Raw genomic sequence first — 16,637 nt, forward strand, 5'->3', positions numbered from 1 at the left:
TTTGATCTTCAGACATAACAATTTCTCAGTAAATAGGGAGCAGTGGCATTAGGCAGGACCGATTTTCGCCTGTTGTCGCAGTTGATATTGATTCCGTACAATCAGGAATGTCCCCCATAGCAACAGCAGCATGGCAACAACGCCATTGAAGCTAATCACATCGTTATAGGCACGTACTTGAGCTTCTCGAGTCACCACTTGATTTAAATTTTTTAAGGCTTGTTGTTGCTCTAACTGCTGATCGAGCGTGTAACTATGCGAACTTTGTTGATACGCTAAAAGACGCTGTGCAATCAACGGATTGGTTTCGGGGAGTTGTTGAATCATTTCAGCACGATAGTTCTGGGTTCGGACTTGTTGATAGGTGGAGTAAAACGATGAACCGACTAAGCCACCAAATGTTTGAGTCGCTGAAAATAAAACAATGAACGTGACAATATGGGTAGGGCCTTTTTGCATAGCATTTAAGATACCCGTGATTAAGAGTGGACCAATAAATACACCACTGGCAAAGCCTACCAAAAACTGACTGCCGTAGAAGTTGGAAGGGCGAATATCGCTGGTGAGGTGAAAATCTAGCCCGCAAGCAATTAATACCAAAGCTTCTGCTAACAGTAGGTGCCAAATAATCCGTTCACGTGAAAAAGTGATGGCACTAAATAAGGTTCCAGACACAATGCCTAAAAAGATCACCACATAGAGCGGGACAAATTGATCGGGGCCCATACCCATCGTTTTGAGAAAACTCACGGCAGCATAACTTTGCTCTGACATTAAGAAGCGAATTGCAAAGGCACCGATGATAAAACGAAGCGTAGATGATGTCCCCAGCCAACGCGTCATAATCAGTGGATTGACCCGATAATGTTCGTAGACCAAACCAATCACAATCAGACTGAACCCTGCAATTAAAAGGTATGCCAACCATTTCACTTCAAACCACCACAAGATTGGCCCTTGGGTCAGTACAATACACAAAAAGGCAAAACCGGGCGCAAGCAAGGCAAAGGTGAAAAAGTCCTGCTTTTCAAAAACAGCAATTCTTAAACTGCGGGGTAATTTAAGCGACACCACCATTGCAAAACAGCACAGGGCTAAACCAATTTCAAAGGTATATAGGACATTCCAGTTATTGACATCAATAAGGTACGGAGAAATGATCCATGCTAAGGGAATACCAAGCTGTTGGAAGCCTAAAGCCAAATAGATACTTCGACCAAAATTTTCTCGCTTAAAAGCCTGCATAATGTAATACATGCCTAAAGAGCTGAGCGGTGCTGCAACCATGCCACTAATAAAACGCACCAGTACAGCCATTTCAAAGGTATGTACAAAGACGTGTAAAACTAAAACTACAATAAAAATCAGCAGGCCTATTTCAGAAAATAGACGCAGACCGTATTGTTGGCGGGCTTTAAACAAAATCAGATTCGCACTGACATTGGCCATGACATAAGCTGCAGGAATCCATGCCACCTCAGAGGGTGTGAGTCCATATTCACTCTGAATTAAGGGTAAATTCGCGGTAATAAAACCGTTACTGAGACTTGCAGACAGTGCGACAAATAAACCAATAAAAAAATATATGAAGCGCTTAGGCGTGGAGTGTGCGATCACGGCAGGAGAGCCAGGCAGGGTTGGCTTTTCTTCGGCTGTCCAGTTTGGTGCAGGTTCGAGTAAACGCGGTGGCTGTGTCATGAGTGGTGACCTTTATGCCCGAATACCATTGAGTAAGAGTTCAATTGCACGTTGTGCAAGTTGTTGTTGCTCTAGATCGGTTAGCCCTTGAAATGAAGTCCTTAAAATCGCTGTAATCATGGCGTAATCTTGGGTAGTCAAATCGGGGCGGCATACGCCGTGCTGTATGGCTTGATCAATTAACGGTTGTAAAATCGCATTGCGGCGCGCGTAGATATCGACCATGACGGGATCATCACGCTCAATCACCCGCCAATATTCCATCAGTGCGGTTAAATAGGGCAAGTTATAAACATGGTTTTCAATTAAACGAATAAAACCATCTTCATACTGAGAAAACGCTGCCGCACGAACAGCGAGACGTTCCAAAGCTTGTTCCATGAGTGCAATCACCAAGGCACGACGGTCATCAAAATTACGATAAAACGTCGCCCGCCCGACATTGGCTGCATCAATGATCATTTGTAAGGGAGCATTGATTCCGTGTGTACGAAAAACCTGAACTGCAGCTTCCAGCAATTCCTCACGGTTTTGTGCAGCACGCTGTTGACGACTGGTCATGGTGATTATTTCATTTGATTTGGGAGTGCTATTATTTAACGGACAAAAGTGTCCGTTGTAAATATTTAATCCTGTAAGATTTTGTAAATCGGTTTGTCTTTTTCTAATTTAATCTAATTTCGATAAGAAATAGGCGACTCGGAAACGTCATCTGCAACCTGCATGGTGTAAATAAGATAATGTTTTATTCGCTATATTTGAATAAATCCAAGGAATGAACAGGTTTTGCAGATCACAATGGTTTTGCCTACTTTTATTGAAATAAAAGTAGGGCGAGCCGCAGGCTGATGAAGAAATTGAATAAAACAAGATAAGACTCCGCCAAGATAGTTTTTCAATACGTCGGATAAATATTTAAATCGAATTTTGGTTAACTTAAATCATTTATATTATTGTTTTATAAACGAATGATTGATATTTATTATAAATAAAAAAATACATACAGAACCCTCATTTGGCTAGATAAGAGTTGTAACAAAGTCGATAGGATTGGAAAAATAAAAGTGCTATGCTGAAAGCACAATAATGATAAATGAGGGGCTATGATGAAAACCTTATCTACCCTAGTTTTGGTTTTATTGCTCACTCAGCTAACCGCGTGTGATGCAAAAAAGGATTTGAACCAGCCTAGAACTGAGGCTCGTACCATGATTATTGGTGGTGTTCCTGTGCATGATCGTGACTATAAACTTCCATCACAAGAAATGGCTTTTAATCAGAAAATGCCTACACAGGCTGATGCCTACTAAGATGTAAAATAGGAAGGCATATTGTCAGTACATGGTGGTGCAAGGTGCGATGTGCAGTATAAAAGATGCATTGTGCTACGTCAGATTTGTGAAGATATGAAGTAGACGTCTTACTTCCTGCAAACGTTTGTTGAATTAAAGCCTTACAAACGTATAAAAGGCCTTGTACTCGCCCAATATGCCCAAACTGTTGTGGCTCAAATTGGTTAGATCAGTTCGATTTGCCAATTTGAAGCTTGAATCTCTAAGTTATTTTGCCTGAGTTGTTGGCTAATTGCATCGGCTTGTTTTTGCAAGTCTGCAACCGTAATGGTTTTAACCCAGCGAATTTCACTCGAACTATAACGACCATTTTCACGACGTGAACTGTCGATGGCCTGTTGGATAATACGATGCTGTTGCGTGAGCAAGTCACGTGTGTTTAAAACACTGAGCATGGATTGGCCCGTGCTGGTTTTAGCTTGAGCATTGGTCGCATGAATTTTTTCAATCAGATGATGTAACTCTGTATTTACACTAAAGGCCTCACCCATCAGCGCATTGGGGTCTTCACTCAGTTCATCGCCTTCTTGGATCAAAACATTATTGTTGATCCGTTGCTGTAAAGAGGCGAGCTTGGTTTGTAAATCACTACGCAATAAAAGTGCTTCGGCGAGTTTCATAGTTTTATTTTTAAAATTTTAGATGAATCTTATACTGCATCTGTGCGATCAAAGCTTCAAATGAGTTTTGTAATTCAAAGAAGTGACATTTTGCTTAAAAGTGATAAGAGCACAGAAGCGTGCTCTTATCGCTATAGATTAAAAACTTAGTGGAACACTGTTTCTAAAGCTTTTAAACCCACTTTTGGATCAAGTAGACCATTGTAAATTTCAGGGATTTCACGTTCCACCCCAAAGAATTCATAAATGGCAAGCATCGCTCCACGAACTGAATATTCCACAGTAAAGACCACGTCATCTTCAATTTCCACAAACTGTCCAAGGAAAGCAAAGTTTTGTGAGCCTTGCGGAATCACTTGTGGACGATCCCCCGGTTTACGGCAGGCAAACAGGGCAGAGGCGTATGGCATCATAGCGGTAGTAACATCAGTCGTTGCCAAAACATGATCTAAAATGTCCTCAAAACCGAGTTGTTTGATCAGCTCTGTTAGAATTTCTTGCCCCGTGGCTTCGGACATTGGTTTTTTGATGTAATCGCCTATATGGTCAATTTGGAAACCGTAGCCCCATAAGGTATATAAACCTTCAGGTAAGTCGGCAAAGTGTGGCTGTGCAGGAACCACGATGGATAAATGCCAACCCGAATCATACCAAGTCATCAGTGCGCCTGTACCCGGTTCATTGCCTGTATAGTCAATAATACGTTTAAGTAGCACGTCATCTTTCATGGTCAGTGTAAATGACTCCCACTTATGTTCATCGACATTGCCATAAAAAGTCATTGGACGGCCAAAGTCTGGGGCTTTTTGTGCCAGCGTTTCCCAAAGCGTCCAGCCATGATCTTCTCGATTACGAATGAGGGCAGGTACGTCATGATTACCACCATAACGCGAGTCTGCGGTAATAGAGCCTAAAGTGAAAATGGCTAAATCATTGGCTTTCAGATTAATTTGCTCTGTGCCTTCAGGCAATTGTACATATAGACGCGAGGCATGGTGCTCTTGGGTTTCAGCATTGGTAATGAAGTCCGCATCTGTGACATAGTGTCCAAAACGCACATCGACACCTTGTGCGACTAGCCAACGCTGTAAGGGCAGAATCATTGAATCATATTGGTTGTACTTGGTGCGTTTCACACCTGCTAAAGTATGAATACGCGGTAGTTCTTGAATAAAACGTAAGAAATAGCGTCTTAATTCTGCTGCGCTGTGCCATTTTTGAAAAGCGAAAGTTGTGCGCCACATGCGCCAGAAATTGGTTTCAAAAAAGGCCTCATCAAAAAACTCATCTATGCGGCGGCTGCCAATTTTTTCTTCTTTTGAAGCCAATAAGCGTAGCATTTGTGCACGATGTAGCGTATTCAACCCAAGTTTTGCAGCATCTGCAATGACATGTTCCGCATCAATCAAACGTGCATTGGCATGGGTTTTCACTTTTTCATTAAACTCACGACACTCTTCACGCACCGAAATGTCTGGGTTTTCCAAAGATGGAATACTGGAAAATAAATCCCACAGGCATAGATACGTTTCATCAGTGAGCATTCGCCCACCACGTGTTACCCAAGCTTGTGCGGCATGCGGGGTATGTCCACCGTCCATCGAGCCACCTGAAATATCGAGTTCTTCTAAAATATGGATATTTTTGGCAGGGACTTTGGCATCACGGATTGCAAATGCAGCAGCAGCCATACCTGCGATACCACCACCAATAATCCAAAGATGGGACTGTTGTGCGTCTAATGGGGTGCGCTTCTTATTTTGCATGGTTCACCTTTAATTATGATGTTAAAAATTATGAAGTAAAAAAATTGGTTTAGAAAAACCTTAAAAATAGTATGTCTTTTTATATATGAAAAATGTATGAAATGGGAAGCAATCCACTCATTATATTTTGTAATCAAAAATATGTAGATAATGGTTATTTTTAATACACATTTGTCTTTTTATTAAAATTGAATATGATCTAAATAATTGATGTTATTATTTTTTATGGAGTAATTGCTCTATTGTTGTTTTTACGATTGCCTATGCCTAAATTTCTTTAGAAATAGGCTTTTTATTGATCATTAAAAGATATAATCGAATGGCGTAAAGCCTATACATTGAAATATAAACGTGAAAAATAATTGATAAAGTGAATATCGTAACAACCTTGTTTAGCGTAAAATCGTTGCTGATCAAATTCTCTCAACTTAGAGGTCACTCTTGGAATCATTATTGATTTTAGGCTCTATTACTTTGGCATTAATGTTAGGTGCTATTAGTCCTGGTCCAACATTTATTTATGTCGCCAAAAATTCAATTGCGATTTCACGTAAACATGGTTTATTTACTGCTTTAGGTACAGGCACAGGCGCTGCATTGTTTGGTTTGCTTGCAGTCATGGGGTTACAAGCAATTTTGTTGGCTGTACCGTCCGCTTATATTGCCTTGAAAGTCTTTGGCGGTTTGTACTTACTTTGGCTGGCGTATAAAATCATTAAACATGCTAAAGAACCGATGGAAACTGTAAATGGTTCTGTAAAGACGATGAGTTATGTACAGGCTTTTCGGTTGGGGCTGATTACTCAGCTCAGTAATCCTAAAATTGCCATTATTCTTGCCAGTATTTTTACTGCACTTTTACCCAAAGAAATTCCAACTTATTTCTATGTGGTATTGCCGATGCTGTGCTTTTTTATTGATGCAGGTTGGTATTCGCTTGTGGCGGTTGCCTTGTCTGCGGAAAAGCCACGTCGTGTATATTTAAAGTTTAAGAAAGTATTTGATCGTGTTGCTGGGGCTGTGATGACGGGATTGGGTTTAAAACTTATTTTTGGAATGAAGTAACTGTTTGAGCTCAGGCTAACCCTCTCCAAAAATGAGAGGGTTTTTTTATATTTCATCAATCCTTAAAATGCACAGGAATCCATTGATAGCTTTTACCATCTGCTGAATAGATATGCCCAATGCCGGGGAATGGCAAGTGTGGTGCTGCAATGGTTTGCCCGCCTTTCGCATATTCTGCAAATTGCTTTAAGCGGGTTTGTACCGCTTTTTTCGGGTCGATATCATAATCAATTGCCGTTGTAGGTTTATCAAATTGCACGGTATGTGAGTGCACAATGTCACCAATAAAGACTACCGTTTCATCTTTGGTTTTTAACTCATAGCTAAAATGTCCGGGTGTATGCCCCGCAGTATTAATCACTTTAAAGCCCTGAACTTGATCTCCCAATTGATACGTTTTGAAGCGGTTTTTGGTTTGGTAGGGTGCAATGGCTTGTTTAATTTTTTCAACAGTTCCTAAGTAGCCTGCTTGTTTTTCTTTCGGGAGTTGGCTGACTTGTTTCGGGTTTAGCCAATAGTTCGCTTCATCGCTCGAAACATAAACCGTTGCATTTGGAAAGTTTGCCACGCCATTTTGGCTAATACCACACACATGGTCTGGGTGCAGGTGCGTCAGTAAGATGGTATCGACTTGCTCTGGTTGATAGCCTGATGCTTTTAAGTTGCTTAATACTGAACCCAAATGTGTGCCAAAACAGCTCGCAGCGCCACTATCCACCAAAACCAGCGAATGACCTGTATTCACGAGGAAGGCATTGACAGAGGTTTGTACGCCTTTGGCTTGGTCGGCAGCGTATTTCTTTAAAATTTCATGTACTTCTTTTTCTGGAATGTTTTGAAATAGCTTCGGTGACATGAAGTTGGTGCCATCGAGCAGGGCAGTGATTTGTACATCACCCATTTGGTATTGGTAATAACCTGAAACCTGTTTTTGTTGGGGAATGGAGGATTCGGCAGCTTGGGTGGTGGTAATGGTTGCTGTGCTTAGGGTTAGTGCTATGAATAGGGGGTTTAAAGTGTTCATAGAATTCTTATAAGTTTTAAAGGGATATTTCTTTTTACCATAATACCTATAAATTTTGAACGACAACTTAAGACGTATGATTGATTAAGATGTATTCAAATTGATTTTCCTATCTTCATAATAAGCTAACAAATAAGAAGGTATTTAAAAATGATTGCTCAAACACAACAAAAAATTTGGAACATTTATAAGCAATTGAATAGAAGTCAAAAATTATATTTGATCGGCTGTGTATTAGCTTTGAATACTTTATTTTGGAATTTGACTCCGTTTAATGATTTATTTAAAACTAGTCTAGTTCTTTTAAGCTTATTTTGGGCTGGAGGGATAACATCTGATTTTTTATATTTTTATCATAAAGTTTGGGGGACAACATTAGGGAAAGTTGTACTTGTTACTTTATATGCCTTATTAACAAATATTACATATGGTTTTGCGGATCAGCTCGTTAATCTTATTATTGGATATGAATCTAGTGGGTTAAATAGAGTCACTAATTTCGTGGCTATAATGATAATTCCAATAGTATTTGTTTTAGTCACTTTTATTGTATTCCTGCTTCTCATACTGCTATGCCAATTTTATGTCGTATACGTTATTTGGACTAAGGAAAAAGGCAATACGAAGGAAAATTACTCGGGTTGGACTTGTGCTGCTAGATTCCTAATTTATCCATTTATATTTATTCTTTTATTTACATTTGGAGATAAATATAAAGATAAATATATAAATTTCATATCAGAAAAGGCGAAGTCATATATTTATGACTTTGAAGCAAAAAAGCATTCAAGATGTGTTACTCCAGATGGAACCAAGGTAATAACAGTTTCAAGCGATGAAATTATACTTGTCACTAAAAACGATGATAAATATAGTTTTGTGCCTATGCTCTGTGATCCTATCTTAAAGAAATTATAATTATGCCTAAAGAAAAAGCCCCTATATCAGTAGAGGCTTTTTCTTATCTAAGAAATAAACCTTAAGACACTTTATCACCCGGTTTAGCACCAGATTCAGGAGAAATCACCCAAACACCTTCGCCATTACCCGCTGCAAGCACCATACCGTTTGAAATACCAAAACGCATTTTACGAGGTGCAAGGTTCGCAACCATCACCACTAATTTACCTTTTAAATCTTCTGGTTGGTAGAACTCACGAATACCGCTAAACACGTTACGTGGTTCAGCTTCACCAATATTTAAAGTGAGTTGAAGCAACTTGTCCGAGCCTTCGACCGTTGAAGCTTCTACAACTTCAGCAACACGAAGGTCAACTTTCATAAAGTCTTCAATGCCAATCACTTCTGCCTCGCCAACTTTGGGTTCTGGTTTTTTCTCGGCTTTCTTCTCTTTTTTCTTTTCTACTTTGACAGGTTCAGCTGCAGCCGCTAAAGAGTCTTTAGAAGCATCGACCATTGCCGAAACTGCTTTCGGGTCTACACGTTGCATTAAAGGTTGGAACAATGCAATTTCATGATCAACCAATGCCGTTTGGGCAGAAGCAAAGTCAAAGCGGTCTAGTTTTAAGAACTCTTGTACTTGAGCCGCTAAGGTTGGAAGTACAGGCGCAAGGTACACAGCCAATTGACGGAATAGGTTAATACCGACAGAACACACGTCATGAACCTGTTGCTCTTCGCCTTCAATTTTCGCTAAAGCCCAAGGTTTTTTCTCATCAATATATTGGTTGGCTTTATCTGCAAGTGCCATGATTTCACGAATCGCAGCAGAGAACTCACGTGCTTCGTATGCTTTCGCAATTGAGTCACCCGCATCAATAAAGCTTTGTACCAATTCAGGCTCTGCACAAGTTGGTGATAATTTATTATCAAACTTGGTATTGATGAATTTTGCACAACGGCTCGCAATATTCACCACTTTACCAACTAAGTCAGAGTTTACTTTCTGAACGAAATCATCCAAGTTTAAATCAGAGTCTTCAACTTTATCTGACAGTTTAGATGCGAAGTAATAACGTAAGTACTCAGGGTTTAAGTGCTCTAAATACGTTTCAGCCTTGATGAATGTACCGCGAGACTTCGACATCTTCTGACCGTTTACAGTCAAGAAACCATTGACGAATAAACCCGATGGCGTACGGTAGTTTGCACCTTCAAGCATTGCAGGCCAGAACAGTGCATGGAAGTAAACGATGTCTTTACCAATGAAGTGATAGACTTCTTTGTCAGAGTCTTTCTTCCAAAAGTCGTCAAAACTTAAATCAGGACGTTTAGTCTTGATGTAGTTTTCAAAACTCGACATATAACCAATCGGCGCATCGACCCAAACATAGAAATATTTGTTCGGCGCATCTGGAATTTCAAAACCGAAATACGGTGCATCACGTGAAATATCCCAGTCTGATAAACCTGCTTCAAACCATTCATCTAGTTTGTTGGCAATCGAAACAGGTAAACGACCTTGGTCACGCGTCCATTTCTGTAGGTATTCTGAGAAATTCGGCAGTTTAAAGAAGTAATGATCTGAAGATTTCTCTACAGGCGTCGCACCACTCAAAGTCGATTTCGGATTTAAAAGCTCAGTCGCATTGTAGGTTGTACCGCAGACTTCACACGCATCGCCATATTGATCTTCCGACTTACATTTTGGGCATGTGCCTTTAATGAAACGGTCAGACAGGAACATGCCTTTTTCAGGATCAAACAGCTGATTGACAGGACGGATGGCAATATTGCCTGCTTCACGGTTCTTAATATAAATCTCGGAAGAGCGTGCTTTGTTTTCATCACTATTGGTTGAATCATAGTGATCGAAATGCACACCAAAACCATCAAAATCACGAATGTGTTCTTTCTGAACATTGGCGATTTGTGCTTCTGGGCTGATGCCATTGGCTTCGGCACGTAGCATGATGGCTGTACCGTGAGCATCATCCGCACATACATAAGTCACATCGTGTCCCATTGCACGCATGGCACGAACCCAAATATCTGCTTGGATATAACCGAGTAAGTGTCCCATATGGATGGGGCCATTGGCGTATGGTAGGGCGTTAGTGACTAAAATATTACGCACGGATATGACTCTCTCATTCGTATTTTATATAAGGTCAACGATTTTACCTTAGATAGCCACGACTTGCACAAGTGAATCGGTGAAAAGTTTTCAAATGAGGCTAAAGCTTGTATGAATTGAGTGCTAGATTGAGCAGCAATCATTAATTTGAGCAAGACAGTGAAAAAATAATCGGAAATACATGGTTTAAAACGACATAAAATAGTTTGTTGATCTTTTCATGAAAGATTGAATGGATTGTTAAAAACTCAAATTATGCAGCTTAAAACTAATGTGTATTTTCTCTATATTCATGCGCCAATAACAGCGATAATACGTGGATTCAGCCCGTTTTTAAGAGTATGCCGTCCATGATTGACGATGATTTTGATTTCGACCAAGCCGTGACCCGAATTCCGCAAAATCCACAAGCGACTAAATTACTGGGCAATCAACTTTTACACCAAGCTGAACACTACCTTGCTTCAATGGGCAGTCGACCACATGCACAATTGGTCGAGTCACTCCGTCAGCTCGAGTCTGAAGATCCGTACTTTGCAATCATGGCCGATCAACTTGAGTATGAAAGTGATGAACCAATCGCCAATGACGTGCTCAATCTGTTGTTTTTCTGGCAAATGGCCAATGAAAAAGAAGCGGATATGACTGAGTTTCACTTGCCCGATTTAATCCAAACGGGCTATTTCCAAGCGACTTTGCTTGAAGCTTATGATGCAATGGAGTTGGGGGCATTCCAAGCCCAACGCCGCAGCGTGATTGAAGAAACTTTAAAACTGTATCAACAGCAGTGTTATGCCGGTTGTATTACGGTTCTTTATGGTCAAATTGAAGGGATTTTGACGGATGCCCTAGTTGAGCATGGTTATTTACAGCAAAATCAAACCAAGTTTGTCGATGTCTATAAAATCGTGCCGGGCTTGAAAGGCCATGAAGTCAAAAGCCTGTGGCATAAAGTCAAAATTGCCAGTGAAATCAATCCGTATTTCTTGAGCCTTGAAGCATTGAAAATGGATGCGAGTTCTAGTGTCACCGCCAGCCGTCATAATATGGTACACGGTGCGGACGTGACCCATTTCACTCAAGCACGCAGTTTCATTTTGTTTATTTGGCTGTTTGCAGTCATCAGTTTTATCAGTACTTTAAAGCGTTAGTTTGTTCCGTATAAAAGTATAGGATGGATCTAAAATTGATGCATCCTGTACATCTATTGTTTCTAAATGATGCAAATGACGTCAGCACTTAAAAAGCAAGGTATAACTCTGAGTTAAGCAAAATTTTAAATACGAAAGAGGGCTGTGACATGACGAATGATAATAAACTCGATGATTTAAAAACCAAAGCGACTGAACTGAGTGAAGACTTAAAGTTAAAAGCTGAAGCGGCAAAACTTGAAGGTGAGAAAGTGCTGGAAGATGTTAAGCATCACGCCACTGAAGCCAAGCTTGATGCTGAAAAGCAACTGACTGACTTAAAAGAGAATGTAGAAGAAAGTAAAGCTGAAGCTAATGCAGCCTTTGAGCAAAAGTTGGAGTCTGCACAAGCCAAAGCTGAGCATGCGAAACAAGTCGCGCAGGAGAAATTGGATCATTTTAAAGTTGAAGCAGGACATAAACTGGATGAGGCTAAACTTAAAGCTACAGAGTTAAAGCATGAGGCTGAAATTAAACTGGAAGAGTTTAAGGTGCAAGCCACTGAAAAGTTTGACGAATTGAAAAAGAAAGCCACAGAAACACTGCAAAAGTTTAAAAAAGACGACCAAGCTTAATGTTAACTAGCTAGCCGACTGTTATAACCTAAATGTTACTGCACAGGCTGTGTATATGATGCAGGGTCTGTGTCTAAATTAAACCATGTAATACTTTGAATTTGGTTATTCACGGTACGAATGGTATAGCGAAAGTTTTGTATTTCATAGATATATACTGTTTCCATAGGGCTGTCGGGAGCAGTGCTTAGCGGTTTAGATACCATTGAAGTCGGTGACAAGTTGATTTTTTTCTGCATGTCCTGAACTTGGTCGCCTATGGTCACGGTTTGACCCGTAGGAGTTCTAAACGAGTTGGTTGATGTATCGGCAAAACTTAGGCCCGACAGCAAATAAGCGAAAATAAAAGCGATCCCCCATTTCATTGTTTTTCTCCATATAGCTTCATTATAGACCCACAGAATATAGGTATTTTGCTATGCAAAAACATCACCTTAAATGGTGAGATGAGTCGAAAATTACAATTCTTTACGTTCAAGTTTGAAACAATTCACTGATTTCACTTTGAATGTTCTAGAGCTAAATATTAGCGTTTGACAAGATTACTAATAAAAAACCAACTGATTTGGTAGGAATATCGGTTTTCATTGCATATTCTATGAAGACTTAACTTAACCTAAGTTCGTTTTGTGGTTAAACTATAGCATTCAGCTGAATACTCGAATTTGGAGTACATATATGTCGTGGCTTTCTTCTCTTAAATCAGTTTTTTCTCCTGCGCAGGAGGTAAAGGAAGAAGAAATCCAAACAGTACTGCAAAACTATATCTTGCCCAATTCAAACCATGCGTTGAAAGACCGCATTACTCAAGTGAATGTGCAAGGCAATATCCTGCAAATTACCCTGAATACTTTTCCTGCTGAAGCAGATGATTTACAGCAGATCCATGATGACTTGGCAATTGCACTCGAAGCGTGTGGTATCAAAGAATTAAATATGCATGTGATTCAGCAAAAAACGGGGCATAAAGAAAAATCTGGTGGCTGCGGACATCAACACGCTGAAGGTGAGAGCTGTTCAAGCCAAGCAAAAGAGGCTGCGCCGAAAAGCAATTTACCCCCAGTGATTGATGCTTCAGGTTCAACAAACAAAGCCGCTGCACCATCGGTTGAAGCTGACCCAAACAATCCACCCATTCAAAAAGCAGCGCCACAACAACGTGATGTGCCGAAGCATCCACGTATTCAAAATGTGATTTTGGTATCCTCAGGCAAGGGGGGCGTAGGTAAATCGACCACCACCGTAAACCTTGCACTTGCTTTGCAAAAGCTAGGTTTAAAAGTGGGGGTCTTGGATGCTGATATTTATGGTCCGAGTATTCCGACCATGTTGGGCAATGCGGGCAAAACGCCGATGATTGAAGCGGAAAACTTTGTACCCTTAGATGCCTATGGTTTAGCAGTGTTATCAATTGGGCATTTAACAGGTGATCATAATACTCCTGTGGCTTGGCGTGGGCCAAAAGCGACAGGGGCATTGATGCAACTGTTCAATCAAACCTTATGGCCTGACTTAGATGTCTTAATGATTGATATGCCACCGGGTACAGGTGATATTCAGTTGACCCTTGCGCAGCGTATTCCTGTGACAGGTGCGGTGATTGTGACTACACCTCAAAACGTGGCACTTATGGATGCCACCAAAGGCATTGAATTATTTAACCGCGTACACATACCAGTCATGGGTGTAGTGGAAAATATGTCGACCCATATTTGCTCAAATTGTGGATTTGAAGAGCAAATTTTTGGTACGGGTGGCGGTGATAAACTGTCTGAGCAATATGCTATTCCGCTTTTGGGACGTTTGCCTTTAAATGTACAAATCCGTGAAAATGCAGATGCAGGGAAGCCTTCGGTTCTAGTTGAAGACAGTGCAGCAGACAGCTATATGCAAATTGCTGAAAAAATTGTAGCAGCATTGCCGAAAGCTGAAAAAGACCAAACCCGTATTTTTTAAATTAAGCCTCAATAAAAAAAGCCCAACCTGATGAGTTGGGCTTTTTTGCTTTTTAGGATAGTGAATAGGGCTGATTTTGTTTTTTGGCTTACAAAATATTAATGCTAGTCACCATCAAAATCCCAATAATATCAGTCACAGTTTCAGGGATAATCATACATAAAGCACCTGCACCTAAGAACATCCGCTAAAACCAGTTCAAACCAATTTTAAAGGAACTTTCAACTGTAACCCCCAGCGCTAAAATACCGACCACAGAGATAAAGACAATACTCACAATCGTGGTCCATACAGGGAATATAAACTCATGTGTCTGGACGTGTCGCCTCCAGAGTTTTATGTGCCCACTGTAAGGTATTTTCCTTTTAAACCGTCAAGGTTTTATGCCTGAGGTTTTGATGTCAAAATTTGCCCATAGTTTGGATATAAAGTATAAGTTTTATTATAAATTTCAAACAACAAGTTGATATTAATTACATTACATGGAGCAGATGCACCACCTGTCGCGATGTTGACTAATTTGTTTTGTAATTTGCTCGAAGCTTGTGCACTGGTTTCTGTTGTAGTGGAACGTACTGGAATGGTTTTATTGTTTTTGAGCGTGTTTCGAGACTTATAAGGACAGTCGAGAATAGCATGAGCTGAGTTTGTCTTTTATACAATTTCCTCGTTTTATTATCTTCAACGCCATTCACTTGGCTCTTTTATCCTTGACTTCACGTGATCAGATTGATGAATAAAAATACGCATTATTTAAAAAGTAATTGATTAAAAATCATTTGAATAGTTTTTTTTCATTAGTCATGTCCATTTGATTTATAAAACCATTGATTCAAAAAAAGAATAGAATCTATGACTTCATATTTATGAAAGCTAGATTTGGTAAAGGTTTTAGGCCTCATTTGTGCTAATTGTTGAATAAAAATTAAAAAAAGTGTTATCTCGGTTCACTAAATTCGATTGCTTTCATTGAGGGGACTTATTAATCTTATAAGAATACATCTGTGGGTCTGTGAATATGATCACTTGGTTTTTTATTGGTTTAGTCATAACCATTCTTTTGACCCCAGGACCGACTAATACCTTACTTGCTTCATCTGGCATTCAAGTGGGTATCCGTAAGTCATTGCGGCTTATTCCTGCAGAAGCTTTTGGCTATCTCATCTCAATCACAGCATGGGGGTTTCTCATTGGAAAAGTGTCTACACACTTACCATTGTTACCCACTATTTTAAAGCTGTTTAGTGCGAGCTATATTATCTATTTGGCCATCAAATTATGGCGTACAGCAGATGTCGAGGTTAGCTTTAATCAGCCGACCATTCGTGCACGAGAGCTCTTTTGCGCAACTTTGCTTAACCCGAAAGCCTTATTATTTGCTTCAGCCATTTTTCCAACGATTGCTTGGACAAATATGGATTATTATTTGTCGCACATGTCGATTTTTTTGATTTTGATTATACCGATTGCCTTTTTTTGGACATTTATTGGCTCAATTTTAGCAACCAATAAAATTCGTTGGCTGAATCAATGCAACTTACAAAAAACTGCGTCGATTGTATTGATGACCTTTTCAATTCCATTGGGATATTCTGCGATTTTAAGCCTCTAATTTGAAGATTAAAGACAGAAACTTTGCGAACATAGATGTGCTTATTTTCATTGAAAGCGATTTCAGTTAAAGTACAACGCAATTATTGAAATTAAGATTTTTGGAAAGAATAAATGGCTATTAAGTCTGATCGTTGGATTCGCGAAATGAGCGAAAAACACGGCATGATCGAACCGTATGCAGAAAACCAAGTTCGTTTAGATGAAAATGGTCAAAAACTCATTTCTTATGGCGTATCAAGCTATGGTTATGATGTTCGTTGTGCACGTGAATTTAAAGTTTTTACCAATGTTCACTCGGCAATTGTAGATCCAAAAAACTTTGATGATAAAAGTTTTATCGACATTGAAGCTGATGTTTGTATTATTCCACCGAACTCATTTGCTTTAGCACGTACCGTTGAGTATTTCCGTATTCCACGTAATGTGTTGACCGTGTGTTTGGGTAAATCAACCTATGCACGTTGTGGTATTATCGTAAACGTGACACCGCTTGAGCCTGAGTGGGAAGGTCATGTTACTTTAGAATTCTCGAACACAACGAATCTACCTGCACGTATATACGCGGGTGAGGGTGTTGCACAGATGTTGTTCTTCGAATCTGACGAAGTGTGTGAAACGTCGTATAAAGACCGTGGTGGTAAGTACCAAGGGCAAACAGGTGTGACTTTGCCGAAGACCTAAGTTTTTGATATATAAGAAAGCGGATCATTGATCCGCTTTTTTTATGTCAATTCATTCAT

Annotated in this window: 15 protein-coding genes; 8 read left to right on the forward strand and 7 right to left on the reverse strand. The window is 39.9% G+C overall.

Annotated elements, in window-relative coordinates:
* Positions 1-48: 48 nt before the first annotated feature.
* Positions 49-1,698 carry an MFS transporter gene (locus ACE01U_RS05745; protein ID WP_395578920.1) on the reverse strand — a complete coding sequence of 550 codons (1,650 nt, stop codon included), beginning with the start codon at positions 1,696-1,698 and terminating at the stop codon, positions 49-51.
* Positions 1,699-1,710: 12 nt separating this feature from the next.
* Positions 1,711-2,259, reverse strand: a complete 549-nt coding sequence (locus ACE01U_RS05750) for a TetR/AcrR family transcriptional regulator (RefSeq protein WP_395578921.1) — start codon at positions 2,257-2,259, stop codon at positions 1,711-1,713.
* 545 nt (positions 2,260-2,804) lie between these two features.
* Here ACE01U_RS05750 and ACE01U_RS05755 point away from each other — a divergent pair.
* Positions 2,805-3,008, forward strand: a complete 204-nt coding sequence (locus ACE01U_RS05755) for an NF038215 family lipoprotein (protein WP_395578958.1) — start codon at positions 2,805-2,807, stop codon at positions 3,006-3,008.
* Between the two features lie 206 nt (positions 3,009-3,214).
* Here ACE01U_RS05755 and ACE01U_RS05760 read toward each other — a convergent pair whose 3' ends face one another.
* Together ACE01U_RS05760 and ACE01U_RS05765 are read right to left on the reverse strand one after the other, a co-directional pair.
* Positions 3,215-3,670 carry a DIP1984 family protein gene (locus ACE01U_RS05760; protein WP_086208533.1) on the reverse strand — a complete coding sequence of 152 codons (456 nt, stop codon included), beginning with the start codon at positions 3,668-3,670 and terminating at the stop codon, positions 3,215-3,217.
* Between the two features lie 146 nt (positions 3,671-3,816).
* Positions 3,817-5,436 carry an oleate hydratase gene (locus ACE01U_RS05765; RefSeq protein WP_395578922.1) on the reverse strand — a complete coding sequence of 540 codons (1,620 nt, stop codon included), beginning with the start codon at positions 5,434-5,436 and terminating at the stop codon, positions 3,817-3,819.
* A 441-nt stretch (positions 5,437-5,877) separates the two neighbouring features.
* Between ACE01U_RS05765 and ACE01U_RS05770 the strand changes: the two genes are divergently transcribed.
* A complete protein-coding gene (locus ACE01U_RS05770; RefSeq protein WP_395578923.1) occupies positions 5,878-6,501 on the forward strand; it encodes a LysE family translocator in 624 nt (207 codons plus the stop codon).
* A gap of 55 nt (positions 6,502-6,556) precedes the next feature.
* Here the strand turns inward: ACE01U_RS05770 and ACE01U_RS05775 are convergent, their stop codons facing one another.
* Positions 6,557-7,525 (reverse strand): MBL fold metallo-hydrolase, encoded by a 969-nt coding sequence (locus ACE01U_RS05775; RefSeq protein ID WP_395578924.1) that lies wholly within the window; start codon positions 7,523-7,525, stop codon positions 6,557-6,559.
* A 150-nt stretch (positions 7,526-7,675) separates the two neighbouring features.
* On the opposite strand from ACE01U_RS05775, the gene ACE01U_RS05780 reads away from it, so the two are divergent.
* Positions 7,676-8,443, forward strand: coding sequence for a hypothetical protein (locus ACE01U_RS05780; RefSeq protein WP_395578925.1), 768 nt, complete (start codon positions 7,676-7,678; stop codon positions 8,441-8,443).
* Between the two features lie 61 nt (positions 8,444-8,504).
* Here ACE01U_RS05780 and metG read toward each other — a convergent pair whose 3' ends face one another.
* Positions 8,505-10,562, reverse strand: coding sequence for a methionine--tRNA ligase (gene metG, locus ACE01U_RS05785; RefSeq protein ID WP_395578926.1), 2,058 nt, complete (start codon positions 10,560-10,562; stop codon positions 8,505-8,507).
* Between the two features lie 350 nt (positions 10,563-10,912).
* Here metG and ACE01U_RS05790 point away from each other — a divergent pair, with 350 nt between their 5' ends.
* Both ACE01U_RS05790 and ACE01U_RS05795 read left to right on the forward strand, forming a co-directional pair.
* Positions 10,913-11,713: a hypothetical protein gene (locus ACE01U_RS05790; RefSeq protein ID WP_395578927.1), complete on the forward strand. Its 801-nt coding sequence runs from the start codon at positions 10,913-10,915 to the stop codon at positions 11,711-11,713.
* Between the two features lie 149 nt (positions 11,714-11,862).
* Positions 11,863-12,327, forward strand: coding sequence for a hypothetical protein (locus ACE01U_RS05795; protein ID WP_110974314.1), 465 nt, complete (start codon positions 11,863-11,865; stop codon positions 12,325-12,327).
* Positions 12,328-12,362: 35 nt separating this feature from the next.
* Here ACE01U_RS05795 and ACE01U_RS05800 read toward each other — a convergent pair whose 3' ends face one another.
* Positions 12,363-12,692: a hypothetical protein gene (locus ACE01U_RS05800; protein ID WP_395578928.1), complete on the reverse strand. Its 330-nt coding sequence runs from the start codon at positions 12,690-12,692 to the stop codon at positions 12,363-12,365.
* Positions 12,693-13,005: 313 nt separating this feature from the next.
* Here ACE01U_RS05800 and apbC point away from each other — a divergent pair, with 313 nt between their 5' ends.
* The 3 genes from apbC (at position 13,006) to dcd (ending at position 16,578) form a co-directional block, all read left to right on the forward strand.
* Positions 13,006-14,283, forward strand: coding sequence for an iron-sulfur cluster carrier protein ApbC (gene apbC / locus ACE01U_RS05805; protein WP_395578929.1), 1,278 nt, complete (start codon positions 13,006-13,008; stop codon positions 14,281-14,283).
* 1,018 nt (positions 14,284-15,301) lie between these two features.
* The gene (locus ACE01U_RS05810; RefSeq protein ID WP_086208523.1) at positions 15,302-15,895 is read left to right on the forward strand and encodes a LysE family translocator; all 594 of its coding nucleotides are present in this window, start codon (positions 15,302-15,304) and stop codon (positions 15,893-15,895) included.
* Between the two features lie 113 nt (positions 15,896-16,008).
* Positions 16,009-16,578: a dCTP deaminase gene (gene dcd, locus ACE01U_RS05815; protein WP_004694514.1), complete on the forward strand. Its 570-nt coding sequence runs from the start codon at positions 16,009-16,011 to the stop codon at positions 16,576-16,578.
* Positions 16,579-16,637: the final 59 nt, after the last annotated feature.

It is taken from the genome of Acinetobacter halobius, from assembly GCF_044130335.1.
In the GTDB taxonomy this organism is placed as follows: domain Bacteria; phylum Pseudomonadota; class Gammaproteobacteria; order Pseudomonadales; family Moraxellaceae; genus Acinetobacter.

Bases quoted from the DNA above. Each gene is read 5' to 3' on its own strand.
- ACE01U_RS05800 (WP_395578928.1), bottom strand. From the start codon at position 12,692: ATGAAATGGGGGATCGCTTTTATTTTCGCTTATTTGCTGTCGGGCCTA.
- ACE01U_RS05765 (WP_395578922.1), bottom strand. From the start codon at position 5,436: ATGCAAAATAAGAAGCGCACCCCATTAGACGCACAACAGTCCCATCTT.
- apbC (WP_395578929.1), top strand. From the start codon at position 13,006: ATGTCGTGGCTTTCTTCTCTTAAATCAGTTTTTTCTCCTGCGCAGGAG.
- ACE01U_RS05750 (WP_395578921.1), bottom strand. From the start codon at position 2,259: ATGACCAGTCGTCAACAGCGTGCTGCACAAAACCGTGAGGAATTGCTG.
- ACE01U_RS05775 (WP_395578924.1), bottom strand. From the start codon at position 7,525: ATGAACACTTTAAACCCCCTATTCATAGCACTAACCCTAAGCACAGCA.
- ACE01U_RS05795 (WP_110974314.1), top strand. From the start codon at position 11,863: ATGACGAATGATAATAAACTCGATGATTTAAAAACCAAAGCGACTGAA.
- ACE01U_RS05745 (WP_395578920.1), bottom strand. From the start codon at position 1,698: ATGACACAGCCACCGCGTTTACTCGAACCTGCACCAAACTGGACAGCC.
- dcd (WP_004694514.1), top strand. From the start codon at position 16,009: ATGGCTATTAAGTCTGATCGTTGGATTCGCGAAATGAGCGAAAAACAC.
- ACE01U_RS05755 (WP_395578958.1), top strand. From the start codon at position 2,805: ATGAAAACCTTATCTACCCTAGTTTTGGTTTTATTGCTCACTCAGCTA.
- ACE01U_RS05790 (WP_395578927.1), top strand. From the start codon at position 10,913: ATGATTGACGATGATTTTGATTTCGACCAAGCCGTGACCCGAATTCCG.
- ACE01U_RS05780 (WP_395578925.1), top strand. From the start codon at position 7,676: ATGATTGCTCAAACACAACAAAAAATTTGGAACATTTATAAGCAATTG.
- ACE01U_RS05760 (WP_086208533.1), bottom strand. From the start codon at position 3,670: ATGAAACTCGCCGAAGCACTTTTATTGCGTAGTGATTTACAAACCAAG.
- ACE01U_RS05810 (WP_086208523.1), top strand. From the start codon at position 15,302: ATGATCACTTGGTTTTTTATTGGTTTAGTCATAACCATTCTTTTGACC.